21 protein-coding genes and 1 pseudogene are annotated in these 17502 nt (G+C 40.6%); 3 read left to right on the top strand and 19 right to left on the bottom strand.

Annotation, left to right across the window (positions count from 1 at the left end):
- Nucleotides 1-76: 76 nt before the first annotated feature.
- On the bottom strand, nt 77-622 hold the full coding sequence (locus OW255_RS09640) for a DUF5662 family protein (RefSeq protein WP_268116450.1): 546 nt from the start codon (nt 620-622) through the stop codon (nt 77-79).
- A gap of 213 nt (nt 623-835) precedes the next feature.
- Between OW255_RS09640 and OW255_RS09635 the strand changes: the two genes are divergently transcribed.
- Entirely contained in the window at nt 836-1033 is a 198-nt protein-coding gene (locus OW255_RS09635) for a cold-shock protein (RefSeq protein ID WP_024836127.1), read from the top strand.
- 123 nt (nt 1034-1156) lie between these two features.
- Here OW255_RS09635 and hslO read toward each other — a convergent pair whose 3' ends face one another.
- From hslO to OW255_RS09595, 8 genes are all read right to left on the bottom strand, one after another.
- Nucleotides 1157-2038, bottom strand: a complete 882-nt coding sequence (hslO, locus tag OW255_RS09630) for an Hsp33 family molecular chaperone HslO (RefSeq protein ID WP_268116449.1) — start codon at nt 2036-2038, stop codon at nt 1157-1159.
- A gap of 1 nt (nt 2039) precedes the next feature.
- A complete protein-coding gene (locus OW255_RS09625) occupies nt 2040-2798 on the bottom strand; it encodes a class I SAM-dependent DNA methyltransferase (RefSeq protein ID WP_024836129.1) in 759 nt (252 codons plus the stop codon).
- 108 nt (nt 2799-2906) lie between these two features.
- A complete protein-coding gene (locus OW255_RS09620; protein WP_268116448.1) occupies nt 2907-3416 on the bottom strand; it encodes an SEC-C metal-binding domain-containing protein in 510 nt (169 codons plus the stop codon).
- 387 nt (nt 3417-3803) lie between these two features.
- Entirely contained in the window at nt 3804-4088 is a 285-nt protein-coding gene (locus OW255_RS09615) for a DUF2442 domain-containing protein (RefSeq protein WP_268116447.1), read from the bottom strand.
- A gap of 11 nt (nt 4089-4099) precedes the next feature.
- Nucleotides 4100-4303, bottom strand: coding sequence for a DUF4160 domain-containing protein (locus tag OW255_RS20980; protein WP_334308257.1), 204 nt, complete (start codon nt 4301-4303; stop codon nt 4100-4102).
- A 228-nt stretch (nt 4304-4531) separates the two neighbouring features.
- Nucleotides 4532-4768: a hypothetical protein gene (locus OW255_RS09605; protein WP_268116446.1), complete on the bottom strand. Its 237-nt coding sequence runs from the start codon at nt 4766-4768 to the stop codon at nt 4532-4534.
- Between the two features lie 236 nt (nt 4769-5004).
- A complete protein-coding gene (locus OW255_RS09600; RefSeq protein WP_268116445.1) occupies nt 5005-5235 on the bottom strand; it encodes a hypothetical protein in 231 nt (76 codons plus the stop codon).
- A 310-nt stretch (nt 5236-5545) separates the two neighbouring features.
- A complete protein-coding gene (locus tag OW255_RS09595) occupies nt 5546-7219 on the bottom strand; it encodes a S8 family peptidase (protein ID WP_024836135.1) in 1674 nt (557 codons plus the stop codon).
- Nucleotides 7220-7389: 170 nt separating this feature from the next.
- Between OW255_RS09595 and OW255_RS09590 the strand changes: the two genes are divergently transcribed.
- On the top strand, nt 7390-9066 hold the full coding sequence (locus tag OW255_RS09590; RefSeq protein ID WP_024836136.1) for a S8 family peptidase: 1677 nt from the start codon (nt 7390-7392) through the stop codon (nt 9064-9066).
- Nucleotides 9067-9140: 74 nt separating this feature from the next.
- Here OW255_RS09590 and mscL read toward each other — a convergent pair whose 3' ends face one another.
- From mscL to OW255_RS09575, 3 genes are all read right to left on the bottom strand, one after another.
- Nucleotides 9141-9716: a large conductance mechanosensitive channel protein MscL gene (gene mscL / locus OW255_RS09585; RefSeq protein ID WP_268116444.1), complete on the bottom strand. Its 576-nt coding sequence runs from the start codon at nt 9714-9716 to the stop codon at nt 9141-9143.
- A gap of 128 nt (nt 9717-9844) precedes the next feature.
- Nucleotides 9845-10255, bottom strand: coding sequence for a GNAT family N-acetyltransferase (locus OW255_RS09580; protein ID WP_024836138.1), 411 nt, complete (start codon nt 10253-10255; stop codon nt 9845-9847).
- Nucleotides 10256-10364: 109 nt separating this feature from the next.
- Entirely contained in the window at nt 10365-11258 is an 894-nt protein-coding gene (locus OW255_RS09575) for a LysR family transcriptional regulator (RefSeq protein ID WP_024836139.1), read from the bottom strand.
- 143 nt (nt 11259-11401) lie between these two features.
- Here OW255_RS09575 and OW255_RS09570 point away from each other — a divergent pair, with 143 nt between their 5' ends.
- Nucleotides 11402-12331 (top strand): ketopantoate reductase family protein, encoded by a 930-nt coding sequence (locus tag OW255_RS09570; RefSeq protein ID WP_268116443.1) that lies wholly within the window; start codon nt 11402-11404, stop codon nt 12329-12331.
- A 72-nt stretch (nt 12332-12403) separates the two neighbouring features.
- Here the strand turns inward: OW255_RS09570 and OW255_RS09565 are convergent, their stop codons facing one another.
- The 7 genes and pseudogenes from OW255_RS09565 to OW255_RS09535 form a co-directional block, all read right to left on the bottom strand.
- Entirely contained in the window at nt 12404-12643 is a 240-nt protein-coding gene (locus tag OW255_RS09565; protein WP_026890755.1) for a CDGSH iron-sulfur domain-containing protein, read from the bottom strand.
- Between the two features lie 72 nt (nt 12644-12715).
- A complete protein-coding gene (locus OW255_RS09560; RefSeq protein ID WP_268116442.1) occupies nt 12716-13087 on the bottom strand; it encodes a DUF1634 domain-containing protein in 372 nt (123 codons plus the stop codon).
- The gene (locus OW255_RS09555; RefSeq protein WP_268116441.1) at nt 13084-13917 is read right to left on the bottom strand and encodes a sulfite exporter TauE/SafE family protein; all 834 of its coding nucleotides are present in this window, start codon (nt 13915-13917) and stop codon (nt 13084-13086) included. The genes OW255_RS09560 and OW255_RS09555 overlap by 4 nt, the downstream gene beginning before the upstream one ends.
- A gap of 15 nt (nt 13918-13932) precedes the next feature.
- The gene (locus OW255_RS09550; protein ID WP_024836144.1) at nt 13933-14652 is read right to left on the bottom strand and encodes a GntR family transcriptional regulator; all 720 of its coding nucleotides are present in this window, start codon (nt 14650-14652) and stop codon (nt 13933-13935) included.
- A gap of 83 nt (nt 14653-14735) precedes the next feature.
- The gene (locus OW255_RS09545) at nt 14736-15134 is read right to left on the bottom strand and encodes a VOC family protein (protein WP_268116440.1); all 399 of its coding nucleotides are present in this window, start codon (nt 15132-15134) and stop codon (nt 14736-14738) included.
- 432 nt (nt 15135-15566) lie between these two features.
- Nucleotides 15567-15662 (bottom strand): annotated as a pseudogene (locus OW255_RS20975) (rubredoxin-like domain-containing protein); the annotation flags it as partial.
- Nucleotides 15663-15818: 156 nt separating this feature from the next.
- The gene (locus OW255_RS09535; protein ID WP_268116438.1) at nt 15819-17492 is read right to left on the bottom strand and encodes a glycoside hydrolase family 13 protein; all 1674 of its coding nucleotides are present in this window, start codon (nt 17490-17492) and stop codon (nt 15819-15821) included.
- Nucleotides 17493-17502: the final 10 nt, after the last annotated feature.

Genomic DNA, 17502 nt, shown 5'->3' with positions numbered 1-17502 from the left:
AAAGAAGTTATGATTATGCCTGTAAGCACTCTTTCTCTTTCCTCTTGCAGCATGCTCCATATCTTCTTTTTTCCTGCTAATAAGTTCCCTTTTTTAACAGTGCCCTCATATAAGCAAAGGCTTTTTCTTCTCCTTCCTCTTTTAGCATAAGAAGAATGGTCTCAAGAAGCTGGTCTGTTTCAGGGTGAATGACGGTGTAAGGTTTTGTCAGCATATAATAATCCCAGGCTGCTCCGTTTGTATAGTTCTTTCCCTTGTAGGTTTTGCAGGCGGCAATCCGGTCCATCACCATCTCTATTACATACTTTAGGGGCATCTTATGGCCTACCAGTCCTTTGGAGGGATCACTGGAAAAATCAATCCAATATTCGTCGTGATGTTTATTGCGTCCCTTATGGTGAAGCCATGCTTCGGAATATCCTTTTTCCTCTCGTTCCGCCGCATTGGGACTTCGGTTTCCCTGATAATATTTTACTCCTGCAAAGAATTCCTGCGGGCTGTATTTGGATAAATCATGAAGAAGTCCCTGCCTGAAAAGTCCTACGCGAAAGCAGTTTTTCATGACTCTTATTTTATGCGAAGTTATGGTACAAAAATGTCCCCAAAAATTACTCATTTTCATTGTCTTTCCCTCTCATCCTATGTCGCAACCTTTCCCCATTTTACCACAATTTTCAACGCTTTTTCTACTTATTTTTACTCTAATTTTATTTTTGAGATTTCTTGTTTTTTAAGGTGGAAAATGTTTGACACTTTCCCCGTTTTATGCTATTCTTAGGGAAGTTACAGATATCCTGTAGCAGTACAATTTTTAATTCATTTTGGAGGTATCATAGTGAAAGGTACAGTTAAGTGGTTTAATAACCAAAAAGGTTACGGATTCATTTCCGACGAACAGGGTAACGATGTTTTTGTTCACTACTCAGGTCTTAGCATGGATGGCTTCAAGTCTTTAGAAGAAGGCGCAGCTGTTGAGTTTGATGTAGTTGACGGAGCGAAAGGGCCACAGGCTACTAACGTTATCAAATTATAATCATTGACTCATCAGTGTACCTTTTTTCAACATAAAGGAAGAAGTTATATTGTTTCGCATGATTACGACTAGAGCCATCCTTAAGGATGGCTCTTTTTGTTGCTCCCTCAAGATGGGGAGCATTTATCTGGTCGCTTTTTCGTACAGATCTTTTAAATCTTCCACTGTAAATTCATAGTTCTTATTGCAGAAATGGCAATTCACATCGATATTTTTTCCATCATCAATCATTTCCTGAAGCTCTTTTCTTCCAATGCTGATCAAAGCCTTTTCCACTCTTGATTTATCACAGTTGCAGTGGAATCTCGTAGGAATCCGTTCCATGATATCCACACCAAACTCTCCTAAAATGTGCTCTAAAATCATCTCCGGAGTTTGCCCCTCATCAAGAAGAGTGGTAATGGAAGTGATTTCTCCAAGCTTCTTTTCAAGATTGTCTATCATCTCATCAGATGCTCCGGGAAGAAGCTGAATAATAAAGCCTCCTGCCTGTCTTACTGTATTTTCCTTATTCATCAGGACACCCAAAGCAACGGAAGACGGAGTCTGCTCAGAGGTTGCATAATAGTAAGTAAGATCCTCAGCAATCTCTCCTCCTACCAGTATGGTCTGTCCCAAATACGGCTCCTTTAAGCCAATGTCCTTAATAACACTAAGCACACCTTCTCCTACAGCGCCTCCTACATCAAGCTTTCCTGCCTGATTTGGCGGTAACATGACATCCGGATTAAACACATAGCCTTTTACATTTCCTTTGGAATCAGAAGTGACGGTAAGCCCCTCGATAGGACCGCTTCCCTGAATCTTTATTGTCAGGATATCGTCTTCCCCTTTCATCATGATTCCCATCATGCTTCCGGCTGTCAAAAGTCTTCCCAAAGCAGCTGTCGCCACGGGACTTGTATTGTGAGCTTTTCTTGCCTCTTCCACCATCTCTCTGGTCGTTGCTGCAAATGCACGGATCTGATGATCTCCTGCCGTCGCTCTTACTATATAATCAGACATATTATATCTCCTTTCCATGTTCCCTTGCTACAATATAAATCCGTTCACTGTTTTCCTTTACTGGCATTCTGGTAAAGGCATCGTAAGCTTCCAAAAATTCCATACCGGAATCCTTAATTGCCTGTTTGATCTCATCCATGGTATAAGCTCTCTGGTAATGATATTCTGTATGCTTCCGGTATAAATCGTCCTCCTGCCTGATAAACAGAGAAAGCCCATATTCGTTGATTCCGGTTTCCTTATCATAGAAATTATCCCAGATAAAGCTGCATTCCTCCCGGTCCTCTGCAATCGTAGAGTCTCCCATAAGCGCTTCATATTTATATACTGTATTCAGATCAAAAACAAAGATCCCGCCAGGATCAAGATAATTATTTACCAGCTTGAATACCTGGGTCAATTCCTCCTGCTCCAGGATATAATTCATGCAGTCGCAAATGCTTATCACTGCCCGAACCGTACCGTAAAGCTCGAATTCCCTCATATCCTGCATAAGATATAGAATATCGTTTCCAGACTCTGCCCTTTTATCCATGGCGATCTGCAGCATGTCCTCAGAGCTGTCAACACCAATCATATCATAGCCACGCTCTGATAAAAGCTCGGTGAGGCTTCCGGTTCCACAGCCTAAATCCAGAACAAGTCCGTCATTGATTCCATAATCTTTTAATAGTCCGGCAACGTATTCACACCAGTCTTTGTAGGGAATGTTATCCATAAACAGATCATAAACCTCTGCAAACCCTTCGTAAGCTTCCATATAATGGTTCCTTTCCCAAGTGATTCCTTTAAAAACAAAGCAGGTAGCCCCTTTTGAGGTACCTGCCTAACTGTCTCTTATTTTCTGCTTTCGTTGAAACGGCCGTTATTACTGGTTAGCTCCGCAGCACTTTTTATACTTCTTGCCGCTTCCGCAAGGACATGGATCGTTTCTTCCGATTTTTGCTCCCTTAACAATGGTTCCGGAAGCTTTCTGCTTCTTATAGAGTTCTTTTTTCTTTTCTTCTGTCAGTATAGTTTCCCACTGAGGAAGATTATACAGCCATTCTGCCTTTGCCTCTACCATATTGTAATAAAGCTTTTCAGGATCAATCTCGATCTTGACTACAGTCTTTTCATCCATGGTCTCAATTGGATTTTCATAGCCTTTTAAGCTGTCGTTGATTCCATCTAAAAATCCGGTGATTGTCTGAACATTGGTTCCGTATCTTTTTGCAAGATCCTCAACGCTTTCTTCAATCACTTCCTCTGGTTTTGAAAGTATATGCTCATAGATTCCTTTTTCGATCACGAAATACTCGGTCCATAATTCTTCTTTGCCTTTATCATCCAGCCCTTCACCATAAGCCAGATTTCTCCAATTTTCTAAAATAGTCATGACTAAACCATCCTTTTATCTCTTTATCTCTTATTTCTGGTAACTCTCCATCAAACAGTATATAACATCTTTGTCGATTTTGCAAGCTGTCCAATGATTGTTTTCCAAGGGCAGGTGTAAGGAGATAAAAAATACCCCGCCTGCAACGCCTTTGCTGCAAATGGGGTATTAAAAAGGGGAGGATAAGTATATTCCTCTTAAAAACTCTGAGAAGCCCGTAAATACTACGTTTTTTATGATGGGGCAACAGCTGAGCAACATACTTCTTTTATCTTTCCCATAATTGTACCTTTTATTCATATTAGAATTACCAAATATGCTATCAATAATTTTAATTGGAGGCAGTTCATAACTCAACAGGGTTTACACTCTTTGTTTTTATAACCTTTATGCGATTAAGTGATTAATGGATTCCAGTTCATAAAGTGTGAACGGGTCAAGGTCTATGCATTCACATGGGTTCCTATCCCCTGATAAATCCCATGCAAGAGTATCATTTAATACAGTACATGTGTCTTTGAACGTTTGTATATCTCGCAGAGGTCTAAAAACATCACCTTGTAGAATACTTGTTGCATCGTATTCAACTATCTTCCCATTATCAAAAAATACTTGTACATGATAGTTGTCTAGTGGTATTACTTGTACAACTACCGGAAAATAATCTTGCATATTCCCACCTCCTATATTAATGGATTGATTCTATTTAGCGGTTTTTGGTCTTTTGTAAGTTCCCAGTTTTGCATTAATTCATCTTGATGAATGGTACACCACGCAAGGATTAATCTTAATTGTTTATTGGGAAATGAACCTTTTATAACTTGTATATTAATAATGTCAACCAATGCTTTATGCTCATTGTATTCTGCATGAAAATGTGGTGGCATATGGTCGTTGTAGTACATGGTTATGCGTATACCATAGAATAATGATATTTCAGGCATTCTTTATCACCGTCCTTTTTGATATTATAACATAAGCAGGAAGTGATATGCAAGATTGTATATAGCCTATTCAATTATCAATGAGCCAATATTCTTTAAGACATATGAGAGGGCGACTCTTATATTCCCTATCTTTTATGAACTGAAAGAGCAATTTAATCTCTATAAATATCATGAGCATAAAACCTCTTTTATTCGATTATCATAAGGATTCAACGGCATACTGCATACTAGCTCTTCTGCTCTTATGGCTCGGTTATATAATTTTAGGGCATTCTCTACGGTTAACTCTATACCATGGTAATAATACAAAGTTGCTTGCGTATGCGTAACAACATATTCTATCAGCAACCTTGCATCATGATTTTCAAATAAGACTTCATTTAAATTATTTCTAGTAATCATCATATGCTTAGTCTCCTTTCTTTTGGAACGTATGTTCTTTGTGTGGTTAAAATTAAAACCACAAACATAGCGTGGTTTTAATCCGGTATCACGATTAAGATATTTTGCTTCCTACTGATGTTATTAATTATATCATAACCTAACTCAAAATGCAAACATATGTTCTGTTTTATTCTTGATTTTAAATAAGCCAGAAACATAAAATATGCTTCCAGCTTATCATAGTCTGTATCTATTTATTATTTACCTTTATTTGCAATCAGCACCTTTAACTCAGAAATTGAAATATTATTCTCTTCAAGTACATTTGACAATTCATTTAATTCATGTAGTTTTAGTTTTTCTTCTAATTCCTTACATCTTATTTCAAGTGTTTTAATAGCATTTTTATGGCTCTGTATTTCTTCTTTCGTTTTAACGAGTTCCTCATTGAGCTTTTCTGTTGGTGTCTTACGAACTCCTCTTGCCATTGTTTGCTGCCTCCTTAATATAATTTATGTATGTTCTATTATAAGTACAATTTAAATATATCAAACATGTAATTAAAAATCAAGAAGCGACATCGTTAATGTAAGTTATTTTTTATCCGGGCAACACCTTTCCATAGAAACAGAAAATAAAAAACGAGAGAAGCCCATAAACACTAGTTTTTTTGACTTCTCTCATTAAAAAGGGGAGGATAAGTATTCACTCATCTTTGGTATATTTTTATTATTGTCCATTTCTGAAATATTATTCAAATAAATATAAACTTTTATGGTATGTCCTTAATTTACATTTTCAAATATTGGTGAGCCCCTCAAACAAGCGGTTTACCTCTATCTGTCCGTAACCCCAGATATTATTGGGATAGGTAAATGCACTGTTTCGCTGGGCCCCACGGATAATAAGCCGGTTTACATCATTTCCTGTGATATTGGTATAATTCCCTCTGGGTACTGCCCATTCAAAGACCATGGCAACGATTCCTGCTGCATGAGCTGCTGCACAGCCGCTTCCGGTTATAGTACCGTAACTATTTCCAGGAACTGCGCATGTAAGCTGAAATCCTGGTGCAGATATGTCTGGTTTTACATATCCTGTTCTTGTAAATCCTCTTCCCGATTCCGGCAAAATGCTGTCATTGAATTGATTGTAAGCAGTTACTGTCAAAGGGTATGTCGCATTTCCTGGAGAGGTGATTGTAGTATCCGGATTCGAATTGACAAAAAAGGTCTCTTCTGAGATTAAGTCGCCGGACGGAAGCCATGCGTGAAAGGAAAAAGCTTCGTTATCCAGATTTTCCACACGTATATTCCAGATTCCCTGAATGGGGTTTTGAAAACGCATTAGTATGAGCTGATCTCCTGTTTCTTCCTCAAATATATAGTTATTGATCCATACGCCGCTTTGACTGTTAGGAAAAATAAATTCTCTGCACTCTCCCAAAGACGGGAGCACCACTCCGGTCGTTTCCTGATTGGGCGAGGTTATCTGAACAGAAAGCCTTGCAGGAGCAAAAGGCCATAACTCAATGGCAAACAGCTTATCGCTTTCTGTTACACTTAACTCAAATGCATCGTTAAAAGGTTCCGTGGTTGTATTCTTAAAATAATGTCTGCGCTTATTGGCTTCATTTCCAGTTGTTATGGTGATTCCAGTCTGCGGCTGCTGTGCCAGGAAGTTTGTATAATAGCTGGTAGCACCTCTTCCATCATGGCTTGACTGATTTGTTCCCATTGCAATGCAAATTGCCACTGGCCGGTTCAGCCGGATGGCAACGGAAATCACATAATTTATGCCAATAATCAAATCTGATTCCTGATAGCATTCGGCATCTTCCGGTACAAAAAAGATTCTTTTCAAATTATTCTTTGCAGGCTTTAGCTTCACAATCAGCAGCTCTGCTTCTGGCACAACGCCGCTAAAGGATTGATCCTGATTTGGCTTTCCCGCTATTACACTGGCAATTGCAGTTCCATGTCCATTGTTATCAACAGAAGGAACAATAGATAAGGGGTCTTCTGACCTGAGCGCTACATTAATATGTTCTCTGGTATATTCAGTCCCATAGGTAAAGCCCTCCGGAGGCGGTCCCTCCTGAATGGTCTGATCCCACAAGGAAATAATGCGGGTGGTTCCGTCATTATACAAAAATGATTGATGCCGATAATCAATCCCTGTGTCAATGACTGCAACAAGAATTCCTCTTCCAAATAGAGCGAGATAAGGATTCCTCTGAACCGTTCCAACTCCGGATTTTTCCAAACTGATGGTTGAGCTTAAGGTAAGTACAGAAGGAAATGCATTGTATGGGTAGGTACCTAAGTTACAGGGATTCTGGGAATCAACAGGAATATGTGCCAGAGAATGCCTCAAATTCATGTTTGTAATATTGTCCCCGGTGTCATAGTATGGAATCATAACATTACTGATAATCAGATCATAATAGTTTTCATCCACTATTTTTTGCATCATCAGGCCTCCCGTCTGCCACTATGGCACATATGATATATTTTATGCAGACCAGTATCTATTATGAATGCAAGAATATGGTGACAGCCTGGAAAACATTAATCATATCGGAATACACACAGCATAAAATATATCATATGCTTAGAAGAAAGATGCGGGGGGCTGAAGCTATGAGTAAAATATTGGATAACAATTACTATGATTTAGCTATTAGTAATACATTGATTCCAGACTTTAGAAGCGGCGATAATATCACATGGCTGAATGATGAATTTTCTCTGCTTCATGTCAGCAAAAGTGACAAGCAGCCCTGTGATCTGGGAGAATATCCATACTCTCTGTTTTCTGCCCTTTTTACCCCTACTTCCGTCATTGATTCTGCTCCCCAGGTCATCTGTAACACTCAGCAGACTGAGCACTTTACATTACTTGGTCAGGGCATTTTGATTGGTCTTGTTGATACTGGTATCGACTACCAGCATCCTGCCTTTCGAAACAAAGATAAGACGACCCGAATCATATCCATCTGGGATCAGACTCATCAGGATGGGGTAGTTCCGGATGGCTTTACTTTTGGAACAGAATATTCAAAAGTCTTACTTAATAATGCCCTTCTCTCTGCAGACCCTAAGATTTTGGCCCCCACGACCGATGAGAACGGGCATGGAACTGCCATTGCAAGTATTGTAGCCGGCTCCCCTACGGAAGATCGTTCTTTTTCAGGAATCGTTCCAAATTCAGAACTAATTGTTGTTAAGTTAAAGGAAGCCAAACAGAATCTTAAAATGATATTTTCCGTACCTGAGGATAAGCTGTGCTACCAGGAATCCGATATTATATTGGGTGTCAGGTATCTGATTTCCGTAGCTCAAAGGCTAAAGCGCCCTCTTGTCATCTGCATTGCTCTCGGAAGCAATCAGGGAAGTCACGATGGACGGGGAATTTTAAGCCTTTACCTGGAAAGCATTGTCCGTATCCCAGATATCAGTGTTGCTATTTCCGCGGGAAATGAAGGTAACAGCAACAGGCATTATTTTGGTACCAGCATGTATCCTCCTTACACAAAGGATTTTCAATTAAATGTAGGAGCCCAGGATCGGATGTTTTCTATGGAAATCTGGCCCAATCTTCCCGGACGTCTTGCCATTGAAGTCTCTTCACCTGATAGAGAGACCATTTCCCTGGTTCATCCTTCTTTTTATACCTGTGAGAAATTTACATTTAAATCCAGCACCAGTGTGGTCTGGATTAACAATATGGCATTTGAAAGAGGAACCGGCGATCAGCTTATATTACTCCGCTTTGCGGACCCTCTCCCCGGAATCTGGTACATACATGTCCAAAGCACCGATAATGAACCCTTTTCCATTCATTCCTGGCTGCCTTCCGGGGATTTGATTTCTAATGACACATTTTTTCTCTTCCCCAATCCTGATACCACCATAACCGCCCCGGGAAATGCATGGCATCCTCTTACGGTAACGGCTTATAACCAGTTAAGCGGAAATATTCTTAATGAATCCAGCAGAGGATATACCAGAAGCGGTTTGGTCAAGCCCGATGTGGCAGCCCCAGGTTACCAGATTTCCTGCGCACTGCCAGGAGGATCCTACGGAACTCTTACCGGTACCGGCGCTGCTGCTGCCTATGCTGCAGGCTCCCTGGCTATGATTTTTGAATGGACCCAGGGAAAAGGAAACTTTACTTATGTTACAGGAGAGCAGGCAAGCCTTATGCTCATCAGAACTGCAAGCCGGAATCCTGCCTACAGCTACCCCAACAACATCTGGGGATATGGCACCATTGATGTATTTAAGCTTTTGTCCCGTCTTTCAGATGATATGTAATAGTAACCATCTATTTAAGTCAATAAAAAAAGATGATTTTCATAATGGAAGTCATCTTTTTTTTGCGTCTCATATTAACTCTGACCGGAGCTTTCACTTGATTCTTCAAGCTGACTGGTACAGTACGGGCACCGGATTGCATTGATATGAATCTTTTTATAACAGTAAGAACACTGCTTCTCCTCTGATGATGGGTCAGAAGCAGAGTTAGATGTGGTTGACGAGGAAGAGGTTGAAGTTGACTGACTTCCTCCGGATTTCCCTTTCATCTTAAGCGCCACCGCCTGTTGGGCTTTTCCCCTTAAGGAATTGATGGACTTAACCATAAAGAAAATCACAACTGCCATAATCAGGAAATTAATGACAGAGGTTATAAAAGCACCATATGCAATGACAGGTCCCTGAGCACCTGCTGCCTCCAGTGTTGAAACGTCGGCTCCATTTGCCGGAGTATAAAGAAGCAGGAACTTATTGGTAAAGTCCACTCCTCCAGTAATCACACCAATTAACGGCGAAATAATATCCCTGACCAGAGAGGTTACTATGGACTGGAAAGCAGCACCAATAATAACACCCACAGCCAGATCCACCACATTGCCGCGTAAAATAAAGTCCTTAAACTCATTTACCATAGATTTTTTATCGCTCATATCCTTGACTCCTCTCTCAGAATCTCAAACAGCCTTTCCTGCAAAAACAAGGCTGTCTTTTTCTATCATGCTTAGTCCCAGAATAAATTATTCATGATGAAACCCTGATTTTTCCAACGCTTCGATTTTTATTTGCTTTTCCTCATAATGATACATCTCTCTTCGAATCCAAGACTCTTCCAAAAGCCCTGTCCTCTCTGATTCCAGCAGAAAACATCAAGATCCATGGTTTCTGTATTTAGTTCCTCTAAAAGCTGTTGAAATGCAGTCGTACCAAGATGCTTTCTTCTCATATCCTTACAGATAAAAAAATGAGAAAGATAATAGGGCGTTGTCTGTGTCTTTACCAAAGCATATCCGGAAACTTCACCATCCATCATGAAAAAGAACGCTTTTGATCCCTGCTCCATGGAAAGCCTTAACCGTTCTTCCAAAATCTCCATTGCAGGTATGTTATCATTGTTCTCATCCTCATAAAGCTCTTTGTTCAGCTTTGCCAGAACTGGTATATCATCAAACGTACATGCGGTCAGCTCCATATTATTTCCTCCTATACTGTCTGTGAAAATCCCTGTGTGAAATACAATTATTTTAACGGTTCCTGGCAAATTATGTCAATAGATTTTCAGGACTTTATTTTCCCTTCTATCAGCTTTTTATCACATTTTCTGCGTGATTTCCTATCCATTCCCTGGCAAAGGCAGAAAAGCATCGAATGGTGGGATGAAGTATTTTTCTGGATGAAATACAAAAATATATGACACGGTGAACTTTAGGATCAAGAATTCTTCTGATATAGCCTTCTGTGCCATAGGAATCAAGAACCAGCTTTGGCAAAATGCTTATGCCGCATCCACCGGACACCATGGCAATGGCCGCCTGGTCACTTAAAAACCCATTATGCTCCATCAGCTTTCCCTTTGCCTGCCTTAATATCTTTCCAACCAGATAGCTGGTCCCCTCACTGGGAACCACAAAGGTCTCACCCTTTAATAATTGAGGCGTAATGGTTTCATACTGTCTTAAGGGATGGTCCGGAGACATAATTACATAGTAAGGGTCCTCAACCAATGGAATCTCATTCTCCTTTCCGTTTGATTCTGCTGTAATGGCGCAGTCTATGACATCCTTGGAGAACCAGTCCTTCATGATTTCATAATTGATCGCATCGTTCATATACAGTTCTACAAAAGGATACTGTTTTCTAAATTCCATGATAATCTGTGGCATCCATTTTACTGCCACACTTGTGATGACTCCTATCCGGATTCTGCCGTGATGGATTTTCTCTTCTCCTGCCATAATCCTTATGGCTTCCTCCTTCTCTGTAAGCTCCTTTGCCAGTGGATAGATTCGCTCCCCCTCCTCCGTAAGGGACACTCCGCTTCTTCCCCTGTATAAAAGCTTGATTCCCAGTTCCTCTTCCATGGAAGAGATCATGTGGCTGGCGGCTGTCTGTGAGTAGCTTAACTGAGCGGCTGCCTTTGATAAATTACCGGTTTCAACCGCACGCACGAATAACATATATTTATTAACATCCATTTTTTCACCCTCTTTATCTTAGCTGCTATGGTCATATTATACATGAAATTTACTCATGATACCATTGAAGATTTAGTATTATATATCATTAATTATTCATGATACTATTGGTTAGTATTTTAATCAAGAGCCGGAGGGACTAAATGAAAATTGCAATTCTTGGGGCCGGCGCTATGGGAAGTCTTTATGCCAGCTATCTTGCCCCTATTCATGATGTTACATTATTAGACAGTTATAAACCGCAGGTTGATAAGATAAATTCTGACGGAATTACAAAGATCGGAAAAGACCAGTCTGAGACCAGCTTTTCCGTAAAGGCGGTCTTAAGTGGTACAGATATTGGATTTCAGGACCTTTTAATTGTCTTTGTAAAGGGAATCCATACATACGATGCCATGAAAGAAAATACGGGGCTCTTAGGACCCCACACCATTGTTATGACACTGCAAAACGGAGCAGGCAATAACCGGGATATTGCTCAGTTCGTTCCAAAGGAACGGATTATCGTAGGAACCAGCAGCCATAACAGTGTTTCCATGGGACTTGGTAAGTTCTACCATTCCGGATGCGGCCCCACAAATATCGGCCCTGACTTTCCCTCTGAATCTTCCCTAAGAGATGTAAAAAAAGTTGCCGCTGCCTTAGAGGAAAGCGGCCTGTATGTAAATATTATGGAAGATATCCAAAAAGTGTTATGGCAAAAGCTTATGGTCAATTGCGGAATCAATGCACTGAGCACCTTGATGCAGTGCCGGATCGGAGAAATTTATACCAATTCACATCTTTGGGATTTGTGTAAGAAAATTGTTTACGAATGCGTGATGGTCGCAGAAGCAGACGGCACCTATTTTGACCGCAGAGATGCCCTTAAAATCGTCCAGAGCGTATGTGAAAATGATGCCGAAGGATATGCAAGCATGTATCAGGACCGCCAAAATAAACGAATTACAGAAATTGACCGGATTAATGGAGTCGTTGCAAAGCTTGGAGATGAATACAGCATCAATACTCCATGCAACCATATGCTGGTAACTCAGATTCACGGTATGGAAGTGATGTATTCCAATCAATAAGAGTATTTCTATAAAAACAGGCCGGAGCTCACTCCCAGTGGCTCCGGCTTATGTATTACTTATTGTTTTTTCTTATAGAGAATGGTGGGCTCCATCACAAAATGGTGGATTCTTGGTCATCTTACATCCGCATAGATGGACAGTCTCTGTCTTTTCAGCGGTAAATGGAAGCGGGCTAAAATCAGTCCCCTGATGAGATCCATCGCAGAACGGCTGACTTCCACTTCTTCCACAGGAACACCAATAATATGTTTTGCCTTCTTCTACATCTACAGAATAAGGAAATTTCTGTGCAATCACTGGTTCACTCATTGTAATTATCTCCTTTCATTTTCTGCATCCAGTGTACACCTCTTGATAAAAAAAATCAATTATTTTCCATTCTCATTCTTTTCCCAGGAGAAAGCTGATAATAAGTATGATAAATACGGTTGCAGTAATTGCGGCATACATATAATCCTTTTCTTTTACAAATGTTATAATCGATACTCCTACCCTTAAAACCGGAGTAAGGATCAGGAGAAATAATCCGCTTAACATGACAGCATAGGGTTTTAAATTCTCCAGTCCCCGGAGAATTTCAGCCACTGAGGTAGGAAAGCTTTCCCCCGGATACCCACTGTTTCCTGTCACTAGAAACAGCATCAGGCCAAGGCAAGTGATTGCTCCGCTTAAGGCAACTCCAGCTCTTAATGTCTTACTGATTACAATTTCCGTATCTTCAATTCCATTCTTATTTCCTGCATTCTTACTCATAGTCTTATGCCTTTCATGATCATCTCAATGGATACATACAGTAAAACCGGAATAAAGACCAGCCGCAGGGTTGTGCTTTTCAGCCTTTGCATAAGCTTCGTTCCCACTGCTGCACCCAGAAGAACTCCAAGCGCAACCGGTGCCGCGATCTTAGGATCAATATTTCCTCTGGTCAAATATATCCCGGCACTGGCGGCGGCTGTCACTCCTATCATAAAATTACTGGTTGCTGTGGATACCTTCATGGGCAGCTTCATAAAGGAATCCATTGCCATCACTTTGAAGATTCCGCTTCCAATTCCCAAAAGCCCTGATATCACACCGGCAGCATACATCATGCCAAAACCACCGTAAACTCCGGTCACATGATAATCCACCTGCCGGGAAAGGGCCCTGTCCCAATAGCTTCCATTTAGTTTCAGCTTATCCGCCAGCGGATTGACGGGAAATTCCTGTGGAAGCTCCTGATTTCTCTTTTTGAACATATTCCCTGCCGAATACAGCAAAAGGAATCCAAAGATTAAGTATAAGTACCTGGTACTGACTACCCCTGCAAAAAATGCCCCGGTCAGCGCTCCTATGGTAGTTGCAATCTCCAGAAACATCCCTGCACGTACATTGGTAATCTTATCCTTTAAGTAAGCAATGGCAGAGCCGCTGGAAGTTGCGATTACGGATACAATGCTTGCCCCAATGGCATACTTGATATCAATGCCGAGCAAAAGCGTAAGGGCCGGAGTAATGATGATACCTCCTCCCAGCCCCAAAAGAGAACCTATAAAGCCTGCAAATACTGATACGAGCAATATTATTACTGTTATGGAAATCATGATCTGGCCACCTTTTTATCTTAATTGTAAGTCCACTGAAAATGTAAATTTATCGCTTCTAATGACAGATACACGAAACTCAATGGGTCTGCCCTTCCTGTCATAAGTAATCCGCTTAATTAAAAACGCAGACAGCCCTTCCTGCACCTCTAAAAGTTCTGAGATTGCCGGATCGGTGATACAGGTCTCAAGATATTCCTTTGCTCTTTGTATCCCATGTCCATAAGTATGTTCCAGCAAATCATAAATTGAAAGTCGTTCCACATCATAGGACTCAATGTCAGGGACAAGATCTGCTGGCAGATAAGAATTTTCAATGATGACTGGCACTCCATCCATCCTACGGATACGGGTGATCTGCTTTATGTGCTGGTCACCCGAAAGTACAAGTGCCCTCTGTGCCTCAACATCGTGGCTCTCCTTAATTCCTAACAGCACGGAATCTTTATCAAGTTCCTCATGATCTCTTCCAAAGCTGTAAAACTTAAACAGGCTCTGTTCAATCTTTGGGTGATTTACATAGGAACCTTTTCCTTTTTCTGTTGCAATAAGACCCTCGCTCTGAAGTTTTTTTACCGCATTCCTTACCGTTGCCCTGGTCACCCCAAATTCCTTCACCAGTTCATTTTCTGAAGGAATAGGCTCCCCTGGAAGATACTCCTTTATAAGGATCCTTTCCCGAAGTTTCTGATATATCTGGATATAATAAGGAAATCCGCTGTCTTTTTCAACCATGATTTACCTCCTGTTTACTTGTGTATACAAGTAATTATAGCACGGGATTTTCTCCCGTCAAGAGCTTTTAGCAAATTTCTTTGTTATGGTTGAAAGGATCCTATTTCAATAACATTTCCCTCAGGATCAGCAATGTAGCAGGTGCGCTGCCCCCAAGGTTCTGTTGCAGGCTCCATTACCGGAATTGCTCCCTTTTTCGTTACCTCCGAAAATGCCAGATCAACTGCTGCATAATTTTCAACTCCAAGAGCAATTTCATAGTGACCATTGATTTTATCTGCATAATCAAAAGTTTTACCAGTCATAGTTTCAAAATCTTTTCTGCCGTACAATAAAAACAAGGTACCATCCTTTTCAAGATATACATTACTGGTATCTTCCTCTTCCTTTATCTCAAACCCCAGTACATCCCTGTAAAATCGAATCATAGTTCCCATATCTTTTACGAAGATTCCAAATCCTTCCAGCTTTAGTTTCATCATTTCTTCCTCCATCTATTTGTCTTGTTCCTTTGTAAAACCCATTATACAATCTCAATCAGGACAACTATATGTCATGTTAGTAGGAATCTTCCTTAAGCGCGTCATATACATTCTGTCCGACAAGGCTTTTTTTATGTACTGTAACAATCTCACAGTATACAAAAAGAGACGCCCTAAGACGTCTCTTTGCTGTCATTAATACTTTCCTAACTTCATATGTCCGGCAAGCTCTGTTTTGCATCTCTGCTTGATTACCCATGCTTCATCTTTTGCCTGAGTAAATGCAGATACACATTTAGGATCAAGATTATCCTCGATTCCTTCCTTGCTCAAAGCAATGATTTTTTCTGCCAATGTAATGATTTCCATATGGATGGCATTGGTGCGGTCAGAACGGTAGATTTTTTCTGCATCTTCCTCGCTGATCAGTTCAAACTTGTCTGCACCTACCATACATTTAGGACATTTCTCCGGAGCAGTTTCTCCTTCATAAACATAACCGCATACTGTACATCTGAATAACTTCATAAAAACATGCCTCCTTAATTGAAAAATATTGATCATCTTCCGATCAATATTAGTATTACTTACAATGGGACATTTGTCAATCTCTGGAATGTATTATTTTCCAGAATCTTTATTTCCTTCAGTTTGGAGCCTTAGGATTCCTGACGGGTATTACAGTCATAATGCGCCTAGTTTATAGAGTCTGCATTCATAAGGCTGCAGGGTAATTGAGTCCCTTTCCGTTTCCTTGTAATTGCCGATTATTATCTGACTTCCAGATAATGTATAGGGAACCTCCAGGTCACTCTTTTCTTCCGATAAATTGCAGGTAATTAAGTATCCTTCTCCTTCATATTCCCTGGTGTACGCATAAATACTTTCACTTTCCTCCATGAGTAAAGTATAGGTCCCGTAGTGTAATGCAGGAATTTCTTTTCTGATACGAATTATTTTCTTGTAGAAGTTTAATATTGAATCCTCATCCTGAAGCTGAGCCTGTACATTTAACCAAGTGTGATTTTGATTTACTTTCAACCATGGGGTACCTTCACTGAATCCGCCGTTTGACGTATCATCCCACTGAATCGGTGTTCTGGAATTATCCCTAGTTGTATTCTTAAGAATCTGAAAGGAGTCCTCTGGACTCATTCCCTTTTTTATCCTTGCCTGATAACGGGTTAAAGAGGGTTTATCCCGAAAATCCGACGGAGACTCATAATCTGCATTTGTCATGCCGATTTCTTGTCCCTGATAGATGAAGGCTATTCCTTTTTGCATAAAATACATTAATGCCAGACACTTGCCACTTTCTGTAAAGTAACGGTCAGGGGAGCCGAACCTGCTGATACTTCTGACCAAATCATGATTTTCCATTACTAGACCAACATTTCCAACATCCTGGGTTGCCTGCTGCCATTTGGTCAACGCTTTCTTAAGCTTAATTAGCGAGATTTTTCCAGACTTCGTCTCTAAATTCCATAAGTTCAAATGATCGAATTGGAACAATGAATCAAAGACCCCCTTCCCCTGGGAGATCCATTCCTTGACCTCTTCTATGTGAACCCCATTGGCTTCTGCTACGGTGAAAATATCGTATTTTGCAAAGGTATTTTCTTTTAATTCCCTCAATAAATCTAGGATTCCCGGCTGGTTCATATGCTTATCAAAAGAAGAAACATACTTTTCTCCATTGAGGTTTGGCATATCCGTCAAATCCGGCTTATGGATGTGGGTAATGGCGTCCACCCGAAAGCCATCAATCCCCTTATCCAGCCACCAGCAAATCATGTCATATACAGCTTTTTTAACGCCGCTGTTCTCCCAGTTAATATCAGGCATAGTTCTGCCAAACGTATGTAAAAAATACTGTTTTGTGTTTTCATCGTATTCCCATGCAGAACCTCCAAAGATGCTCTCCCAGTTACTCGGTTCCGCCCCGTTCCTGGAGTCCCGCCAAATATACCAATCCCTCTTATGGCTATCTTTTGAGCTTCTAGACTCGACGAACCACGAATGTGCTGAGGATGTATGATTTACCACTAAATCTAAAATTACCCGTATCCCATGGTTGTGGGCTTTTTCCAAGAGCTCGTCAAAATCCTTCATCGTGCCGTATTCTCTTTGAATATCCTGATAATCACTGATATCATAGCCATTGTCATCGTTGGGCGATGGGTAGATCGGGCAGATCCAGATTAAGTCGATCCCCAGCTCCGCAAGATAGGATAATCTTCTTATAATCCCCTGTAAATCACCAATCCCATCCCCATTGCTATCCTGAAAACTTCTGGGATAAATCTGATAAGCTACTGCCCTTTCCCACCAGGCATGGGTTTGTGTCATGTTTTTCATAAAAGCCTCC

The sequence above is a fragment of the Lacrimispora xylanolytica genome (genome assembly GCF_026723765.1).
Lineage (GTDB): Bacteria > Bacillota > Clostridia > Lachnospirales > Lachnospiraceae > Lacrimispora > Lacrimispora xylanolytica.
Note: the sequence above shows the minus strand (reverse complement) of the source record. Positions and strands in the feature narration are given on the sequence as shown.